14 protein-coding genes are annotated in these 16,032 nt (G+C 44.3%); 7 read left to right on the top strand and 7 right to left on the bottom strand.

What is annotated here, in order from left to right; translation table 11 throughout:
* Window positions 1–75: 75 nt before the first annotated feature.
* Entirely contained in the window at window positions 76–1,254 is a 1,179-nt protein-coding gene (locus DN752_RS10550) for a BamA/TamA family outer membrane protein (RefSeq protein WP_245949503.1), read from the top strand.
* Window positions 1,255–1,272: 18 nt separating this feature from the next.
* On the opposite strand, the gene DN752_RS10545 is transcribed toward DN752_RS10550, so the two are convergent.
* Both DN752_RS10545 and DN752_RS10540 read right to left on the bottom strand, forming a co-directional pair.
* The gene (locus DN752_RS10545; RefSeq protein WP_112783910.1) at window positions 1,273–2,964 is read right to left on the bottom strand and encodes a capsule assembly Wzi family protein; all 1,692 of its coding nucleotides are present in this window, start codon (window positions 2,962–2,964) and stop codon (window positions 1,273–1,275) included.
* Between the two features lie 24 nt (window positions 2,965–2,988).
* The gene (locus DN752_RS10540; RefSeq protein WP_112783909.1) at window positions 2,989–3,657 is read right to left on the bottom strand and encodes a hypothetical protein; all 669 of its coding nucleotides are present in this window, start codon (window positions 3,655–3,657) and stop codon (window positions 2,989–2,991) included.
* Window positions 3,658–3,920: 263 nt separating this feature from the next.
* Between DN752_RS10540 and wecB the strand changes: the two genes are divergently transcribed.
* Window positions 3,921–5,021, top strand: coding sequence for a non-hydrolyzing UDP-N-acetylglucosamine 2-epimerase (wecB, locus tag DN752_RS10535; protein ID WP_112783908.1), 1,101 nt, complete (start codon window positions 3,921–3,923; stop codon window positions 5,019–5,021).
* Between the two features lie 36 nt (window positions 5,022–5,057).
* Here the strand turns inward: wecB and DN752_RS10530 are convergent, their stop codons facing one another.
* Both DN752_RS10530 and DN752_RS10525 read right to left on the bottom strand, forming a co-directional pair.
* A complete protein-coding gene (locus DN752_RS10530; RefSeq protein ID WP_112783907.1) occupies window positions 5,058–7,523 on the bottom strand; it encodes a bifunctional UDP-N-acetylmuramoyl-tripeptide:D-alanyl-D-alanine ligase/alanine racemase in 2,466 nt (821 codons plus the stop codon).
* Window positions 7,524–7,571: 48 nt separating this feature from the next.
* On the bottom strand, window positions 7,572–7,907 hold the full coding sequence (locus DN752_RS10525) for a tRNA-binding protein (RefSeq protein ID WP_112783906.1): 336 nt from the start codon (window positions 7,905–7,907) through the stop codon (window positions 7,572–7,574).
* Between the two features lie 77 nt (window positions 7,908–7,984).
* Between DN752_RS10525 and DN752_RS10520 the strand changes: the two genes are divergently transcribed.
* A complete protein-coding gene (locus DN752_RS10520) occupies window positions 7,985–8,335 on the top strand; it encodes a hypothetical protein (protein ID WP_162633051.1) in 351 nt (116 codons plus the stop codon).
* A 242-nt stretch (window positions 8,336–8,577) separates the two neighbouring features.
* Here the strand turns inward: DN752_RS10520 and DN752_RS10515 are convergent, their stop codons facing one another.
* The 3 genes from DN752_RS10515 to DN752_RS10505 form a co-directional block, all read right to left on the bottom strand.
* A complete protein-coding gene (locus DN752_RS10515; RefSeq protein ID WP_112783904.1) occupies window positions 8,578–10,104 on the bottom strand; it encodes a sodium:proton antiporter in 1,527 nt (508 codons plus the stop codon).
* Between the two features lie 190 nt (window positions 10,105–10,294).
* Complete coding sequence (locus DN752_RS10510; protein ID WP_112783903.1) at window positions 10,295–10,480, bottom strand: hypothetical protein; 186 nt, start codon at window positions 10,478–10,480, stop codon at window positions 10,295–10,297.
* Window positions 10,481–10,793: 313 nt separating this feature from the next.
* Window positions 10,794–11,888, bottom strand: a complete 1,095-nt coding sequence (locus DN752_RS10505; protein ID WP_112783902.1) for an anhydro-N-acetylmuramic acid kinase — start codon at window positions 11,886–11,888, stop codon at window positions 10,794–10,796.
* 168 nt (window positions 11,889–12,056) lie between these two features.
* On the opposite strand from DN752_RS10505, the gene DN752_RS10500 reads away from it, so the two are divergent.
* The 4 genes from DN752_RS10500 (at window position 12,057) to lptC (ending at window position 16,030) form a co-directional block, all read left to right on the top strand.
* Window positions 12,057–12,785 (top strand): type III pantothenate kinase, encoded by a 729-nt coding sequence (locus tag DN752_RS10500; protein WP_112783901.1) that lies wholly within the window; start codon window positions 12,057–12,059, stop codon window positions 12,783–12,785.
* The gene (locus DN752_RS10495) at window positions 12,769–14,052 is read left to right on the top strand and encodes a hypothetical protein (RefSeq protein WP_112783900.1); all 1,284 of its coding nucleotides are present in this window, start codon (window positions 12,769–12,771) and stop codon (window positions 14,050–14,052) included. Before DN752_RS10500 ends, DN752_RS10495 begins: the two co-directional genes overlap by 17 nt.
* 11 nt (window positions 14,053–14,063) lie before the next feature.
* Complete coding sequence (locus DN752_RS10490) at window positions 14,064–15,368, top strand: tetratricopeptide repeat protein (RefSeq protein WP_112783899.1); 1,305 nt, start codon at window positions 14,064–14,066, stop codon at window positions 15,366–15,368.
* Window positions 15,369–15,487: 119 nt separating this feature from the next.
* Window positions 15,488–16,030: an LPS export ABC transporter periplasmic protein LptC gene (gene lptC, locus DN752_RS10485; RefSeq protein WP_112783898.1), complete on the top strand. Its 543-nt coding sequence runs from the start codon at window positions 15,488–15,490 to the stop codon at window positions 16,028–16,030.
* Window positions 16,031–16,032: the final 2 nt, after the last annotated feature.

The raw sequence follows: 16,032 nt of genomic DNA, 5'->3' as shown, positions 1-16,032 counted from the left end.
GGGGAAGAATTTCCGGTATTCTTTCTCGGATCTCGTGGTTTTGGAGTACTTTTACCCATTATTTAACCTGTTCTGTTGACTGCTACCATGCTGACGCATAAAATATCCCCTGTTCCGTTTTTGGTGAGTTTGCTATTTTGCTTATGGTCCCCATTGGCCCAAGGGCAGGTGGACAGCATAGCCATGGATTCGGTCGCCAAGGAACCTTTCCATGACCAGTTGCTAAATACTGCGGACGATGTATTGGATTGGATGAGCACCGACACTTGGTCATTTATCCCGGTGGTTACTTATTCGCCTGAAACCAGTTTGGGATTGGGTCTTGGCGCCATCAAGGTGTTTAAGCCCCAAGTCGGTGCCTCTGAACGTCTCCGGCCTTCTTCCATGCCCATTACTTTTATTTACACCTTGAAGAAGCAGGCCATTCTGGAAATGGACATTGATTTGTGGAAAAACGACAATAGGGACTTTTTCAATGCCAGTTTGGAATTGGCCAATTATCCCTTTGAATTTTATGGCATAGGGAATGATTTACCTGCAGACAATATGGAAGACTATTCTAGCCGCTATTTTTATCTTCGGCTTAACTATATGCGGAAAATTCTACCCAATGTGTATGTGGGGCCATGGATGGAATATAGAACAGAAGAAGTTTATAAAAAAGAAGAGGGAGGGCTGCTCGCCGGTGGGACGATCCCCGGTAGCAACAGTCCACAAGTCGCTGGCATAGGGCTTAAAATCAACTATGATTCGAGAAATGATATTTTCCAGCCGGACAAGGGGTCTTTTCATCAGGTTTCATGGATAACTTATCATGATTTTTTTGGCAGTGACTACACGTATAACCGCTATGAGGTGGATCTTCGCAAATACATTCCTGTATGGAAAAACAAGGTGCTGGCCGTTCAGGGATATTGGAGTTTTGTGGATGGAGTAGCACCTTTTCAGCAAACCTCACTCTTGGGCGGAAGCAAGCGAATGAGGGGGTATTTTGAAGGAAGGTACCGTGACCAACTTGCCATGGTATATCAAGCAGAACTACGCATGCCCATTTATAGAAGCCTCGGGCTAGTGTTTTTTGGGAGTACCGGCCAAGTGGCGGAGAAGCTATCCCAATATGGCTTTGACAGGTTCCATTATGGCGCTGGATTTGGGTTTCGCTATAAGTTCATGGATGAAGGGATCAACATCCGCATTGACTTTGGTTTTGGCGACCAGACAGCCTTCTATTTTGGATTGAATGAGGTGATTTGACCCTTGCAGTGTTTTAGTTTAGTCGAACAAATACATCAAACTTACTTGGCCAACAAAATTGGTCCTGTCCCAGCCCGCTGTGAAATACTTGTTGGGGTCGTTTTCAAGGTACCATTTGTAATTCAGGGTATTGACATATTGTAGCTTTCCTGAAAGTAAGATGTCGTTAAACCTCCAGTTGGCGATCAATGATGGAACCAAGTCAATGTACTTGCGCCGCCAATCTTTGATTATTTCAAAGCGTTCATAGTAAAAATCGTTATTATAAACGATTCGCTCCATCGTAACACCTATTTTTTTGAAGTCCTGTACATAACTGGCTTCCACAAAGATGACATTACTGCCAGGGCCATTACCTGCTCCCAAAACCTGGCCCATGTGCGTATATCCGTGCCTTACATAAGGGTGGGTGTACCATGAATTATAAGAAACGATTGCTTCCCGAACCGTTTGGCCGGTTTGGGTCATTTCGGAGCTGATTTGGATAAAAGCGTTTTCTTTTCGCAGCGGGATGAGGTTACTGAAACCAAAGGTAAATGCCCTGTTCAGGTCGGGATTGGTCAGAAAATCCCTAAGCTGGCGACTATTGCCATTGGATCCGTATTCGCCATAAAATTCAAATAATCCATCATGGCTCATCCATCGAAAATACCCTGAACTCAGCTGGTTACGCTGATCACGGTCTGGGTTTTCGACGTTTTTTGGGCCCTTTTCACCATTGAAGATCGGCAGGTAATCACCAAAGCTATCCATATCATTATGGTACATTTGGGATACACTGCTGTAGCCTACACTCAGACCAGGCACCCACTTGGGCTGGTAGCTCACCGAAATGCCTGATAGGTAGCGCCAGTCCTCATCCCTTTTGGAAATATGAAGGGGGCTATGCTGGTTATAGTAGCCTGATTTGGGAGGCAGATAACCTGAGTTTTGGAGTTTGCCTGCGATCAACTGTCCTTCAAAATAGCCAATGGCTGTTTTCACGGGGCGCTTGGTCTCCAGCGTAGCGTGTAAAAAACCAGGTGCATTATTGCTCATGAGCAGGGAGTTCCTCTTTCCCGGTCCCCACCAAAGGCTCTCTGTGGAGATACCCACTGAAAAGTCACGGTAGGTGTATTTAATACTGGATTGTCCCGGTAAGAATTTGGTGTATGCCCCATTGCCAAACCGCTCAGGAATATCGCTTGTATTCAGCCACTCATAATAATGGCGCCAGGTACTTCCCCAGTGGTCAGTAGGGAAGCCTTCAAAATCCTTGTTTTGGGCACTGATCAGTTCCGGCTGCAGCTGTACACTTAGTCCTCCATATTCGATATATACACCTCCGCTCAGCAAAACCTGCAAGCCCCTGTTTGGAATCATGGCCCCATCGTTGATCCCAAAGGAATAGTTGGAGTTGAATTGTGCGTTTACGAATATGGGAAGGGGCTTTACGATCCCTTTGCCATCGTCAAACACTTGTTCGTCATTATAACCGTATAGCTTGGTATAGACGCTCCCTTTGTCACCAAACTCTCCTTCTAGATCGTCTACTGTTGGAGTGAGTGGGCGAAGGTTAAAGGAAAAATTCTTGTTGAATTTTCCGATCAATTGCTGTCTCCTCAGGTAATCTTCCAGAAATGGAGCATTCAAGTTGGCCGTTTGGGCCATTGCCGCTAGTGGCAACATGAACAGCAATAGCAATAAAAGGGATTTGAAACGAAATGGCATGATAATATCTGTTGATCGTAACATTTACTTGACTGAAAGGGCGCTTACTTCGATTTTTGATAGAGACCAGCTCTCATCACAGATGGCCGAAGGAGCATTTTCCTGCAATAATTGATCTCCACAGGTGATGGATATAGCAGGGCCTGTGTGGGCAATGAGTTTACTGATGGTGTATTTTGTGGTCCATCCGGGAGTGTCAGCATACTGGCACAATCCGGGCAGGTCTGTCTCGTCAGCGCCTGTTTTAGGGTCGTTTAGTCGTCCATATTGGTTGGGGTAGGACTGGTAAATACAATAGGAAGGGGTGCAGGGGGAGTTGGAGAAAGTAGTGTTGAGGAGCTGTGCGCCATCTACATTCAGAAACCAATAATCTGGACCACTTGCCCCGGTATTGTTCCCGTCCCAGCTATCGTGAACCAAAAGTTCAATTACCACGCGCACGGTATTGTGGCTAGGCATTCCTGTTACGGCAATGGTGACTTCTTCGTTATTATAGTTGCCCAACACGGTGTCTTCCTGGAAGACCATTAGTTTCCCGTTTTCTATTCCCGATAGGTTGGCCGGTGCCGAAAAATCATTTTCGTAAACCAACACCTCTCCCATCAGTTCATCTTCTTGGCAAGAACTTAGGAGTACAGTCAGGGAAATGAGCAGAAAAAATAGTAATGCAAACTTGGGGGTAATAAACTGCATGGAGTAATAGATCCGGATTTAATTAATTATTCGTTTACTGTTTTTATCCATTGAAGGACAGGCATTTGCCCGATTTTTTTTCGAGCACACAAATATAAGGGAAATTAAAAGAAAGTCGGTGATCCCGACTTTAGTAAATCTTGTATTGCCCCGAAAACCATGCAAATAGGGCCATTATTCTATAAACAACCAGCCCTAGAATGTGTATATTCGCAGAGATTAGCTGTGACCATCACGTTCCATTATTATAAAAAGCCATCAAAATGCTTCAAATCACATTGATCGCCGGGGCCAGGCCAAACTTCATGAAGATAGCACCGATCATACATGCGATCCAAGGTTGGCAAAAATCCGGCCATTCCATCCAATATAGGTTGGTCCATACTGGTCAGCACTATGATCGCAAGATGTCCGGTGACTTTTTTGAACAGTTGGACATCCCGGATCCGGATGTCAACTTGGGTGCAGGAGGAGGTAGCCAAGCCGAACAGACGGCTGCCATTATGGTAGGTTTTGAAAAAGAGCTGGTGGCCAATCGCCCTGATGTGGTATTGGTAGTGGGAGATGTGACTTCTACCCTTGCCTGTAGCATCACTGCCAAAAAGCTGCTGGTACCAGTAGTCCACGTAGAAGGCGGTATCCGCTCCGGTGACCTTAGTATGCCTGAGGAAATCAATAGAATGGTTACTGATAGCATTACTGATCACTTTTTTACTACCTCTGCTCTGGCCAATGAAAACCTCAAAAAAGCTGGTGTGGAAGGTCATCGTATCCATTTTGTCGGCAACACCATGATCGACACGTTGCTCAGCCAACAGCCAAAATTCAAACGACCATCCGGAGAAGTTTTCAACGGCCTTCAGGCCAATGCTTATTTTGTGCTGACACTTCATCGACCTGCCAATGTAGATGAGGAAGCTAAATTGAAAGCGACAATGGAGGCGATTTTGGAAGGTACTGGAGGAATGCCTGTGCTTTTTCCTGTTCATCCCAGGACGGCGAAGATCCTAAAAAATATCGGCGTACAGCATCCAAACCTCCATTATCTGGAGCCACTTTCTTACTTGGAGTTCAATTACCTCGTCAAGCATGCCAAAGGGGTCATTACTGACTCTGGTGGGATCACCGAAGAGGCTTCTGTCATGAACGTTCCTTGCCTGACACTCAGGGACAATACCGAAAGGCCCGAAACCATTGAGCTAGGTACCAATGAACTTGTGGGCACTGACCCTAGCAAGCTTAAGCCCTATTTGGAAAAAATCCTGTCGGGCGAATGGAAACAATACCAGGGGATTCCACAATGGGATGGCCACACTGCAGAAAGAATAGTCAACATCCTCGTTGAAATCTATGGTCAATCATGAATCAAGCAGCCTGGTAAAAGGGCTGTTTTGTAAAGGTCAATCCATAAAATAAACCCGCTTTACCCTACTGCTGATGTTGGTCAGTAGCTCATAGGGAATAGTGCCAATGGCAGTAGCCTGTTCTTTCAGGGACAATCCTTCTCCATAGATGATGACTTCATCCCCTTCGTGGACATCCATTCCGGTGACCTCTATCATGGTCATGTCCATACATACATTCCCGATCACGGCGGCTTTTTTTCCATGGATAAGCACTTGGCCTTTACCGTTGCTGAATCTTCTGTCGTAGCCATCTGCATATCCGATGGCAATAGTGGCGATCTGGCCATCACTGGCCATCACTCCTTTCCGGCCATAACCTACCGTTTCACCTTTCTTGAGCGATTTGAGTTGTGAGATGGTAGTCTTCAGCACACTTACCGGCTGGAGTGCTTCTTGGTGGAGGCCGTTGACTTCTACGCCATACAGGCCTATTCCCAGCCTTACCATGTCCATTTGAAAATCCGGATAGCGGACAATGCCCGCTGAGTTTAGCGCATGTACCAAAGGGGAATAGCCCAGAAAACCTTTGACCGTCTTGCACATGGCTTCGAATAGGGACAGTTGGCGCTTGGTGTATTCTTCGTGGTCGGCTTCATCAGCACCGGCCAGATGAGTGTACATACTGGCCACTTTCAAGGACGGGTAGGCTGTGATCATTTCCCTTAAGGCTTCCAAGTCGGTTTCTCCAAACCCTAATCTGTGCATTCCCGTGTCCAGGTCAAGGTGGATTTTTAGGCTGGTATGATTGGAATGGCAATAGGCTCCCAGTTGCCTAAAGAAGCTCAGGCTATATACCACCGGTTCGAGCTGGTACTTTACGAGGTTGCCAAAAGATTCTGGTGCAGGATTGAGCACCATGATCGGCAGGTTAATCTGTTCTTGACGTAAGCTGACACCTTCATCTGTATAGGCTACAGCTAAGTAGTCCGCATTGAGCTGTTGTAGGTGGTGGGCTATTTCGGTGGCTCCACCTCCATAGGCAAAAGCCTTTACCATGATCATTACCTTGGTAGATGGCTTCAATTGACTTTTGTAGAAAGTAAAATTTCTTCTGAGTGCATTCAGGTTAATCTCTAGTACAGTACCGTGAAGGCGCTCTTGCAGCGCATCCACAATTTGCTCAAACCGGTACATCCTCGCTCCCTTGATCAAGATCAGGTCATCCTGAAATGATAGCGTGCCCAAAGCTTCCAAAAGCTGATCGGTGTCCTGATAAAAATGGCTCTCGCATGGTGGATTTTCTTCCAACTGGCTGATTTCCTGTCCCACGCCCAGCAACATGTCCACTTGGTAATGCCTGACCAGTGCCCTGACATTATTGTAGACATCTTCTTTTTTTCCTGCCTGCAATAGGTCGGAGAGCATCAGTATTTTTCTCTTTTTGGGCCGTTGGGTATTCATGAACTCCAGTGCTATATCGAGTCCAGCCAAGTCATTATTGTAGGTGTCATCGATAAGGAGGCATTGGTGGATTCCTGACTTGAGCGTAAGCCGCATTTCCACAGTGTTTAGCCCAGGAATGACCTGCTGGATTTCCGGTTCAGGCAGCCCCAGTACCAAGCTGGCCACCATTGTATGTCGCAGATTTTCTAATGATGCTTCGTCCGTGAAGGGACTGTGGAAGGTGAAAATGCCCAGGTCAGGCTTGATCAATGTGATTTTGCTTCCATTGTTGTTTTTTTTGATGGACAGTGTATAGTCAGCACCAGCGTATTCGGACCACGCTACCAGCCTTGAGGGAGCAAAATGCTCTTGTAAAATGCGGTGGATGAGTGGGTGGTCCTTTCTGTAAATGATCAGTTGGGCATCATTGAAAAGCTTTATTTTTTCCTTTAGTTTTTGCTCTTGGCTGGAAAAACCTTCCGCATGTGCAGTGCCGATATTGGTCAGAATGCCGATATCCGGTTGGATGATACGTTCGAGTCTTGCCATTTCGCCCACTTGTGATATACCAGCTTCGATAATGGCAGCTTTATGATACTCTTCGATTCCAAATATCGAGAGCGGCACTCCCGTCTGGCTGTTATAGCTTTTGGGGCTTTTTGCAAGCGCAAATTTACTCGCCAGCACCTGCCCGAGCCATTCCTTTATGATCGTTTTGCCATTACTGCCAGTAATGCCTATGACAGTACCCCCAAATTGCTTTCGATTCCATTTGGCAATGGCCTGTAATGCCTTCAGACCGTCATTTACCTGCAAGACCGCAATCCCCGGAAATTGATTGAGCAGTAGCGGTTTTTGTACAATAAAGAGCCGCACCCCTTTTTCGTAGGCATCTTTTAGATAATCATGGCCATCAACCTTAAATCCCTTTAAGGCAATAAACAGCGTCTGCTGGCCATGAATGATCTTTCTGGAATCTGTACTGATGTACCTGACAGGCTGGTCTTCTCTGTCTTGCAGGACGGTTTGGCCTTGGGTGATAAGGGTCAATTGCTGAAACGTGAGGCTTTTTACCATATTAAAAAAACGTCTTGGAGGGTATTGACAAATGGAAGGTGTAGATTTTTAGGATAATTTAGTGCCATCGGGAACCTTCAGGTCAGTGGTGGCGAGGGAAACATGACCGTTTTCATCATGAAACCCAGTCACTAACACTTCGGACATTATGTTGGCGATTTGTTTGGGAGGAAAATTACAGATACAAATGACCTGTTTACCCGGCAAATCTTCTGCCTTGTAATATTCGGTGATTTGGGCGGAGGATTTTTTTATCCCCAATTTTCCGAGGTCGACCTGAAGTTTATAAGCTGGTTTTTTGGCCTCTTTGAAAATTTCAGCACTGACAATGGTGCCTATTCTTATTTCAACCTTTTGAAAATCAGAAAACTGAATCGTTTGCATATTATTCAATAATTTGTATATTTGGAAACCTCGAATTCTCTAGGAATAATTTTATATTGTTAAAATTATATTTTACGATGTTCAAAACTAACCAAATTCTATCTAATTACTGCAAAGTAGTCCTTTTAGGGATAGGTTTTATGGTGTGTTATTCCGTGGAGGTTAGTGCGCAGGAAATTAGGGACTGCGACCGACATGTAGAGCATGAAGGACAGTCACAGGGTAGTGAATTCGAAGAAGAGTCATTTGAGGAATACAAGCCTGAAAGGGTGACCTCTACCCAACCAGCACAAACTTCTGTCAAAGAGAGAAAGGAAAATCCAATTTATAAAGCAGGTGGTGAAAAGGAGACCAAAAAAGATAAAGAAATGTCCACATTGTCCTTTAACCTATTTCTGTACATCGTGGATCGTTTCAAAGAAGATTAAAAAATAGTACCCATTTTACAATTAACAATAACCCACGGTAAGGAGGCTCGAAAGGCCTCCTTACTTTTTGTGTGCCATGGACAGGTCTTTAAGGGGTAAACATCAAAAATTATCTCCTTGTTGTAGCAGCCACCATCTTCCTGGCGCTTATCAATTCACACAACTACCGCTTTATCCTAAAAAAAGCTTGGTCCATCAATGGCCAAGCTTTTTTCATTTATTGATTGGTGGTTTTTATTCATTTATACGAAAGCAAAGAAAATCAGCCAAGTGATGATCAGTACCGGTAAGAGAATCGGTATTGAAAACCGAATGATGTAGCCAAAGAAAGAAGGCATTTTGATACCTGATTGCTCCGCAATTGACTTTACCATAAAGTTAGGTCCGTTACCAATATAGGTCATGGCGCCGAAGAACACAGAGGCAATGGAGATCGCCATTAGCTGAAAAGCTGAATCATGGTAACCGTCCATGGCAAACTGTCTTACCATGTCTACATTGGAAATAGTAGCTCCCCTGGAGGCCATTGCCGCTGCAAGGAAGTTGAGGTAAGTGGGGGCGTTATCCAAGAATCCCGAAAGCAAGCCTGTTCCCCAGTAGAGGCTATTGTGGGTGATCAGTTCCGCGCCAGCGGGGGATTTGGCAAAGTTGCCTACCAGCTCTAGCGCTGGCATCATGGTGCCAAAAATCCCTATGAATATAAAGGCTACTTCCCTGATAGGTTCGAAGTTAAATTCATTGCCCTTTATGGCCCTTTTATCTGCAAACTTATAGGAGAAAAAGGCTACCGAAAACATGATGGTTTCTCTGATAAAGGAGAATTTGGTGCCGTCATAAACGATGGCAGGTACCCAGTCAAGGACGTTGGGATCCAGAAATACGGAGATGATCACTACCAATAACCAAAGAAAATTTCTGGAACCGATCAGTGAAATCTTATTGGTGTAGGAAGGGGTTTCTTCGATTTCCTCGTCATTCGCTGCCCGCCCAAGCTTTTTGTCTATAAAATAGAAAGCCGTTGCGAGAATAACCAAGGCAATGATCCAAGCCGGCCAATTATGTTGCAGTGTCCAGAAGAAGGGCACTCCTTTCAGAAATCCCAAAAACAATGGGGGGTCACCGATAGGCGTGAGTGATCCTCCCACATTACTCACCATAAAGATGAAGAAAATGATATGGTAGGCTTTTATGTTGTTTTTATTGAGCCGAATGAAAGGCCTAATGAGGAGCATCGAAGCTCCAGTGGTGCCTATAAAGTTAGCGATCACCGACCCTATCAATAGGAGTGTTACATTGGCTAGCGGAGTAGATTGCTTGTCGATAGAGATCATTATACCGCCCGACGCAATATAAAGCGAGGCCAGCAAAGCAATGAACTGAAGGTATTCTGCGAGCGCATGTACCGGTGCGTGGGTATTGTGCATCGCAAAGATATAATACAGGACCACCAGGGCAGCCAATACAACAGCGACTTTGGGGTAGTTGTGGTGCCAAAAATTCTCATAGAACAACGGGCCTGTGGCGATCATCAATAGCAGGACTACAAAAGGAATGACTAACCAAACAGGTGCATGAGCATGACCTGCTTCATCCTCTCCATGGGCATCACCATGCTCAGTGTCAGATTGATGGCCTTGATCTTCTCCGTGTTCCTCCTGTTGCGTTGATACTTGGGTAGTTTGGTGGTTATCCTGGGCCATGACACTGGCTGAGCCGGTAAAGAATACCGTTCCCAAGATAATCCCAAAAGCAATTATAACATTCTTCATTAAAATGGAATTAGATTAATTCGTCTTAGGTTTTTTTGATCCTTTCCCCTATGGGAATAAAAGCAGTTGAAGGAATACGCACCCCTAAACTACAGAATTTGAACCAAACCCACCAAAATAAATTCGTATGGCCGGAATAAATTAATTTTATGTTAATCATTATTCCTGATCAGTAGTTTTTTGACTTTCTTTATACCAATTGTCTTAACGCTATCTCAAAAGACTTTTTGGCAATGCCCGTTTTTTGAGAATGGAGGTCACAGATTTTTTTCAATGCGTTCAAAACGGCCCTGCTCACATCCTCAGGTTCGCTATCGTTCCACTCAAAAACAATCCCTGGCTTCATGCCCTCACATCGCTTTAGCAATTCATTCATACGGTATGGGTTATTGGGTTGAACAAAAATATAAAAAAATAGATTTTAGGCTATTTTTTGCAGTGCTGATTATTGTTTTTCTACAAAAATACCTGCTTCAGGTTTGAATTTTTTCTTACAATGGGCGATTTGGTGAAAAATACTTCTTTTCATGGTTTTATATTAGGCTTATAGTATGGGATACCAAATGGTAAATTTCTGCAAATTAATGCCTATAATTTAGTCAAAAAGTATTGAAAATATAGTATAAGCGAAAAAAAAACACGACAGATTGGGTATAGCATTGGTGTTGACTAGCAAGTCAGAGGGCAACCTAAAAGGCGGGGCCTTGCGGTTTATAGAGTACTCCCCCGCTGCTGTCCCGATTAGCGCCTGTCACCGACCCGAATGTGTTGATTTCATTGTTCATTTTTAGGACCCCAAGAAAGGCAAAGATCACAGCTTCCTTAAATTCGACAATGGAGGGAGCCGGTACCACTACTTCTGTCATAGTGCCCAGACGTTGCTGTAGTTGCTTGATGAAGTAATCATTATAAGCCCCTCCTCCAGTCACCAAAAGCTTGTTGGTCTGGATGGTGGGATGGTGGTGGATGACTTTGGAGATTTGCTCAGTATAGTGTGTTATTAAGGTGGCCAGTAAGTTTTCGATAGTGTCCTCCTGCTGGTTCAACAATGGAAGGAATACACTTTCCATTTCTTCTCTCCCTAGTGACTTGGCCCCTTCTTTTTGGTAAAAGCCGACCGAATTAAGTTGGTTCAAAAAAGTGGTATTGACTGTGCCAGCAGAAGCCATTTTACCCCCTCGGTCATAAGGTAAACCTTTTTTGCGGGCAAGCTCATTCAGTAGCAGGTTAAAAGGAGATACGTCAAATGCCGCCCTTTTACCATTATGCATCATGGAGACGTTGGAGATCCCTCCGAGGTTAAGGCAAAAATCATACGCGGGAAATAGGAAATGGTCGCCGACGGGGGCTAAAGGGGCTCCTTGTCCTCCCAAGGAAACATCCAAACTTCTGAAATCATTGATGACGGTACAGTTGCTTTCTTGTGACAACGTCCAGCCCGAACCTATCTGTAAGGTCATTCCCTTATGGGGCTGGTGAAAAACGGTGTGGCCATGGGAGGCTACCAAATCTGGTGTCAGTTTGTTTTCTTGGCAGAATTGCCTTACGCATTTCCCCATCCACGAGCCAAAATCTACGTCCAGCAAAGCAAGCTCCTCGCCGGACAGCAGGTGTGAGCCACCTAACCGTCTGCCCAGATCAACGGGAAATGGCACCGTGGATGCCTTGTCTATAACAAAGCTCCAGGTAGCGGTCCGCCGAAAAGTGCAATGGGCAATATCCAGTCCATCACCAGATGTGCCAGACATCAATCCGATTGCCTTATAAGTGTCAGAAGATTTCATAAGGGTTAAAGTTTGTTAAAAACGAAAGGTTAAAGATAATTTTAATGGGCGTATTTCAAACCTCCTTTTTAAATTCCGTATTTTAGGGCCGAAATTTGGGATACTGTTAATTTTGAAAATAGCACCCATTTAATGTGAAAATGTAGCGAGACTTTCAAAGCGTACAGATTGAAAAATTTGGTCATCGATATCGGTAATACGCGAATCAAGGCAGCGCTGTTTGACGGCGAGAAGCTTGTGGAGGATGTCGTGGAAGAGTATTTGGACGAGCTGTTGGTCAGCATAGAGGGATGGGGAATCGACCAAGTGCTGGTGAGCTCAGTGAGATGGGCGAAAAAAGAACTTGAGGTGATGCTTCCATTTTCATTTCTATTTCTGGACCGAAGCACCCCCATGCCTGTAGCCAATGGCTATGAGACCCCGCACACGCTGGGGCTGGACAGGATAGCTGCGGCAATTGGTGCGCACACCATGGCTGAAGGCTGTTCCGTCCTGAGCATAGACTTGGGTACTTGCATCACGTACGATTTTATAGACGGTCAGCCCTGCTATTGGGGTGGTGCGATCTCTCCAGGCGTCCAAATGAGATTTCAGGCCATGCATGCGCAAACGGCGCGTCTTCCCTTAGTGATCCATGATCCGGAACGCTCATTCCCGATTCTCACGGGCAAAAGCACCCAAGAAGGAATGGAAAGCGGTGTTTATCATGGAATCCGCTTTGAGCTGGAAGGAGCTATAAGCGAATACCGCAGGCAATACGAAGATTTAAAGGTGTTTATTTGCGGTGGCGATGCGAAATTCTTTGAAAGCTTAACAAAAGACTACATATTTGTAATCCCCAATTTGGTCCTGCATGGATTGAATAGAATATTAAATTACAATGTCAATACAAACTAGACTGCAACTACTTGGCGTATTTTGTGCCATTTTTATATCTAATCAGGTAAAAGGACAGGTTGGTTCTTCCACATACAGCTCCATAGGGGCGGGTGACATGAACAACTCAGGCCTTACCCAAAACCAAGCGATGGGAGGGCTGGGCATCAGCTATGGTGACGCTTGGTCTGTCAATCAGGTAAACCCCGCCATGTCAGTAAAGAACAATGTATTTAACTTTCAGGCGGCCTTTAACTACAAGCGCTATAATGCGAGTACTCAAGACAGTGAGTCTACCTTAGATGGTGGAGGTCTTAGTTATGTGACATTGTCTTTCCCCGTAAAGCCCCGCAAGTGGACCATCGGTCTAGGGCTAGACCAAGTCAGTACGGTAGATTATGAGCACTTAGTAGAATCACCAGTGGTCAATTCCGATTTGTCTTCCATCAGCCGAATGAGAGGTCGTGGAGGCATCAGTGAGGTTTATGTAAATACGGGTTTTGAGCTGTTCAAAAATTTTAATTTAGGAATACAAGGATCTTATTTGTTTGGTTCGACGATCAAGCGTCAGCAGATCACCTTATTGGATGATGATGGTGTACTTGCTGGAGCGCAAACACAATATTACGATCGGATGACCATTCACGATTTTGGATTGAAAGGTGGAGCCCACTATGCTTTACGCACTGGGGACCGCAGTAGGTTAAATTTTGGTGCCATTTATCAGGTTTTTGGTGAGCTTAATGGAAAAGCTTATGCAAATGTCACAGATCTTGACGATGCTAGTAACTTGGATTCGGAAGGCCAGGTAATCTTCGATAATGAAAAAGGAAATATTTATTTACCTAATAAGTTAGGTTATGGCGCATCTTTCGAAAAAATTAATAAATTTGTGATTGGGCTTGAAGCTCAGCATCAGGATTTTACACAGTATGAGTCCTTTTTAGGAAGAAATGATGATCTTGGAAAATCCTTTAGAATAGCTTTAGGGGGGCAATTTATTCCGGATATTTACTCTATCGAGAGTGTTTTTATGCGGAGTACATTTCGTGCAGGGATTGAATTTGAGCAGACACCTTATCTTATAGGTGACAATAAAGTCAATGATATTGGCATCAATTTTGGAGCTTCTGTTCCGATGAACAGCTTATCTCTGTTAAATTTTGCAGTAAAGCTAGGACAGAGAGGTACAACAGAAGGTGGACTGGTACAAGAGGATTATGTAAAATTCTCTTTGGGCTTTTCCATCAACGACAACAGTTGGTTCTACAAAAAAGTATTTGAATAAACAAAACGAGTATGAAAGGTAAATTTGCATTATTAGGGTTATTGTCTTTTGTATTGGTGGGTATGGCACAGGCCCAAGAAGGTTGGAACTGGCCATCTGACCCCCAAATGGAAGCAAAAGCTAGGGAGTATAACGCTGCCTACAACGATTACATGAAAGCTGATCAGTTCATTCAGGCGACCAAGCCGCTCCACTGGCTATTGGTCAACGCTCCTGATCTGAACGAAGCCATTTATATCAATGGGGTTACCGTATACGATGGCGCATCAAAAGAAACATCTGATGAAGCCCAAAAGGAAGTATATCAGGATTCCGTAATGACGGTATATGAACTAAGGGGCGAGAAGTACGATAACACAGCCAACTGGATCGAAAACCAAGCATATTATGCCTATAACTACTATAGAGGTGACAAAGAAAAAGTAGGGATAGCTGCTGATTATTTTGCCAAGGATATTGAGCTGAACGGCGAAATCAACACGGCCGGATTGGTACCTGCGTACTTCGACTTGGTGTATAGAAATTATGCTTATAACCAAGCGTATACCGACCAAGAAGTGTTGGAGATCTATGACGGTCTCTATGCCAGATTGGATAAGGCAGAAGCGGAAGGCGCTGATGTCTCAGGACAAAAATCAACTTTGGACAAGATCCTTGTAAACATGGAAATTATCGATTGTGATTTTATCCAAAACAAACTTGCTCCGCAAATGGAAGCTAATCCTGACGATATTGCCTTGGCAAAGCGAGTATTCCAATACTCTGTACAATACAAGTGTACTTCTTCAGAAGCATTTACCAAAGCATTGGAAATTGTTGATAACGATAGTCCGACATTCTCTACTTCCCAAGTAAGGGGTATGCGAGCCATGCAAAGTAAAGATTATAGCACTGCAGAGGAAATGTTTACAAAGGCGCTGGATCTTGCTGATAACGACTCGCAGCGTGCAGAGGTGTATTACGACCTTGCCAAAGCCCAAGCGCAGCAAGGTAAAAAGTCTACTGCCCGTCAATCAGCTTTAAAGGTTCTCGAATTTGATAGCGAGAAGACGGCTGATGTATGGAACTTCATCGGTAGTCTGTACATGGGTTCTTCAAATGATTGTAGAGGCGGTCAGAGCCGTGTGAAAGATTATTCTGTATTTATCGCAGCTTATGAAGCATTTGCCAAAGCAGGAAACAATTCAGGAATGGCCAATGCAAAAGCAAGATTCCCATCTAAAGAGGAACTGTTTACAGAAGGTTATCAAGAAGGACAGTCCATCAACACTGGATGTTGGGTAGGTCAGTCAGTGACCTTAAGAACCAGAGATTAAGAAAAAGCACACTAAATTATAGGCAATAGCCAAATGCGAAAAGGCGGTTTTTACAACCGCCTTTTTTATTACCCGTTTAGGGATAAGGAATAACTCGATTTAATTAATAAATTTGTTGCATGATTAGGAATCTTTTCGTTGTGTTTGTGATGGCTTGGGCAGGATTTTCCTGTCGGGAAAGCGTGGATCTTAGCCAACTGGAAGATTATAATGGACCAATGAGGATCACCACTGATATGGAGGTGTTCAGGAGTGATTCTGCTGTCGTGCGGATAAAACTCAATGCAGGAAAGCAGTTGGTCTTTAATGACCAGGACATGGAGTTCCCGGATGGAATCCAGATTCATTTTTTTGATAAAGAAGGGAAACTGACTTCTACTATTCGGGCAGATAAAGCATATTATGACAATAAAACCAAGCTGTATCGAGGAGTAGGGGATGTCCGTGTCCACAATATAGAAAAAGGGGAAAAACTCAATACCGAAGAGCTGTTTTGGAATGAGCGAAAGGAGACTATTTTTACGGAAAAGTTTTTTACCATTGAAAAGGCCGATGGTACTTTGCTTAAAGGTACTGGATTAGAATCAGATCAGTCGTTTAGTAAATATACTTTCTATAGTGTGAAGGACACTAGGCTGCCATTACAGGGAGAGGAGAATTAAAA

Source organism: Echinicola strongylocentroti (assembly GCF_003260975.1).
In the GTDB taxonomy this organism is placed as follows: Bacteria; Bacteroidota; Bacteroidia; order Cytophagales; family Cyclobacteriaceae; genus Echinicola; species Echinicola strongylocentroti.
The sequence above is the reverse complement of the archived record's forward strand: the minus strand, read 5'-3'. Positions and strand labels throughout refer to the sequence as shown.

What these genes read in the sequence shown, in the direction of transcription:
- DN752_RS10540 (WP_112783909.1), bottom strand. Translation starts at nt 3,657, where the DNA reads ATGCAGTTTATTACCCCCAAGTTTGCATTACTATTTTTTCTGCTCATT.
- DN752_RS10545 (WP_112783910.1), bottom strand. Translation starts at nt 2,964, where the DNA reads ATGCCATTTCGTTTCAAATCCCTTTTATTGCTATTGCTGTTCATGTTG.
- DN752_RS10510 (WP_112783903.1), bottom strand. Translation starts at nt 10,480, where the DNA reads ATGAATGAATTGCTAAAGCGATGTGAGGGCATGAAGCCAGGGATTGTT.
- DN752_RS10525 (WP_112783906.1), bottom strand. Translation starts at nt 7,907, where the DNA reads ATGCAAACGATTCAGTTTTCTGATTTTCAAAAGGTTGAAATAAGAATA.
- lptC (WP_112783898.1), top strand. Translation starts at nt 15,488, where the DNA reads ATGATTAGGAATCTTTTCGTTGTGTTTGTGATGGCTTGGGCAGGATTT.
- DN752_RS10495 (WP_112783900.1), top strand. Translation starts at nt 12,769, where the DNA reads ATGTCAATACAAACTAGACTGCAACTACTTGGCGTATTTTGTGCCATT.
- DN752_RS10515 (WP_112783904.1), bottom strand. Translation starts at nt 10,104, where the DNA reads ATGAAGAATGTTATAATTGCTTTTGGGATTATCTTGGGAACGGTATTC.
- DN752_RS10530 (WP_112783907.1), bottom strand. Translation starts at nt 7,523, where the DNA reads ATGGTAAAAAGCCTCACGTTTCAGCAATTGACCCTTATCACCCAAGGC.
- DN752_RS10490 (WP_112783899.1), top strand. Translation starts at nt 14,064, where the DNA reads ATGAAAGGTAAATTTGCATTATTAGGGTTATTGTCTTTTGTATTGGTG.
- wecB (WP_112783908.1), top strand. Translation starts at nt 3,921, where the DNA reads ATGCTTCAAATCACATTGATCGCCGGGGCCAGGCCAAACTTCATGAAG.
- DN752_RS10520 (WP_162633051.1), top strand. Translation starts at nt 7,985, where the DNA reads ATGTTCAAAACTAACCAAATTCTATCTAATTACTGCAAAGTAGTCCTT.
- DN752_RS10505 (WP_112783902.1), bottom strand. Translation starts at nt 11,888, where the DNA reads ATGAAATCTTCTGACACTTATAAGGCAATCGGATTGATGTCTGGCACA.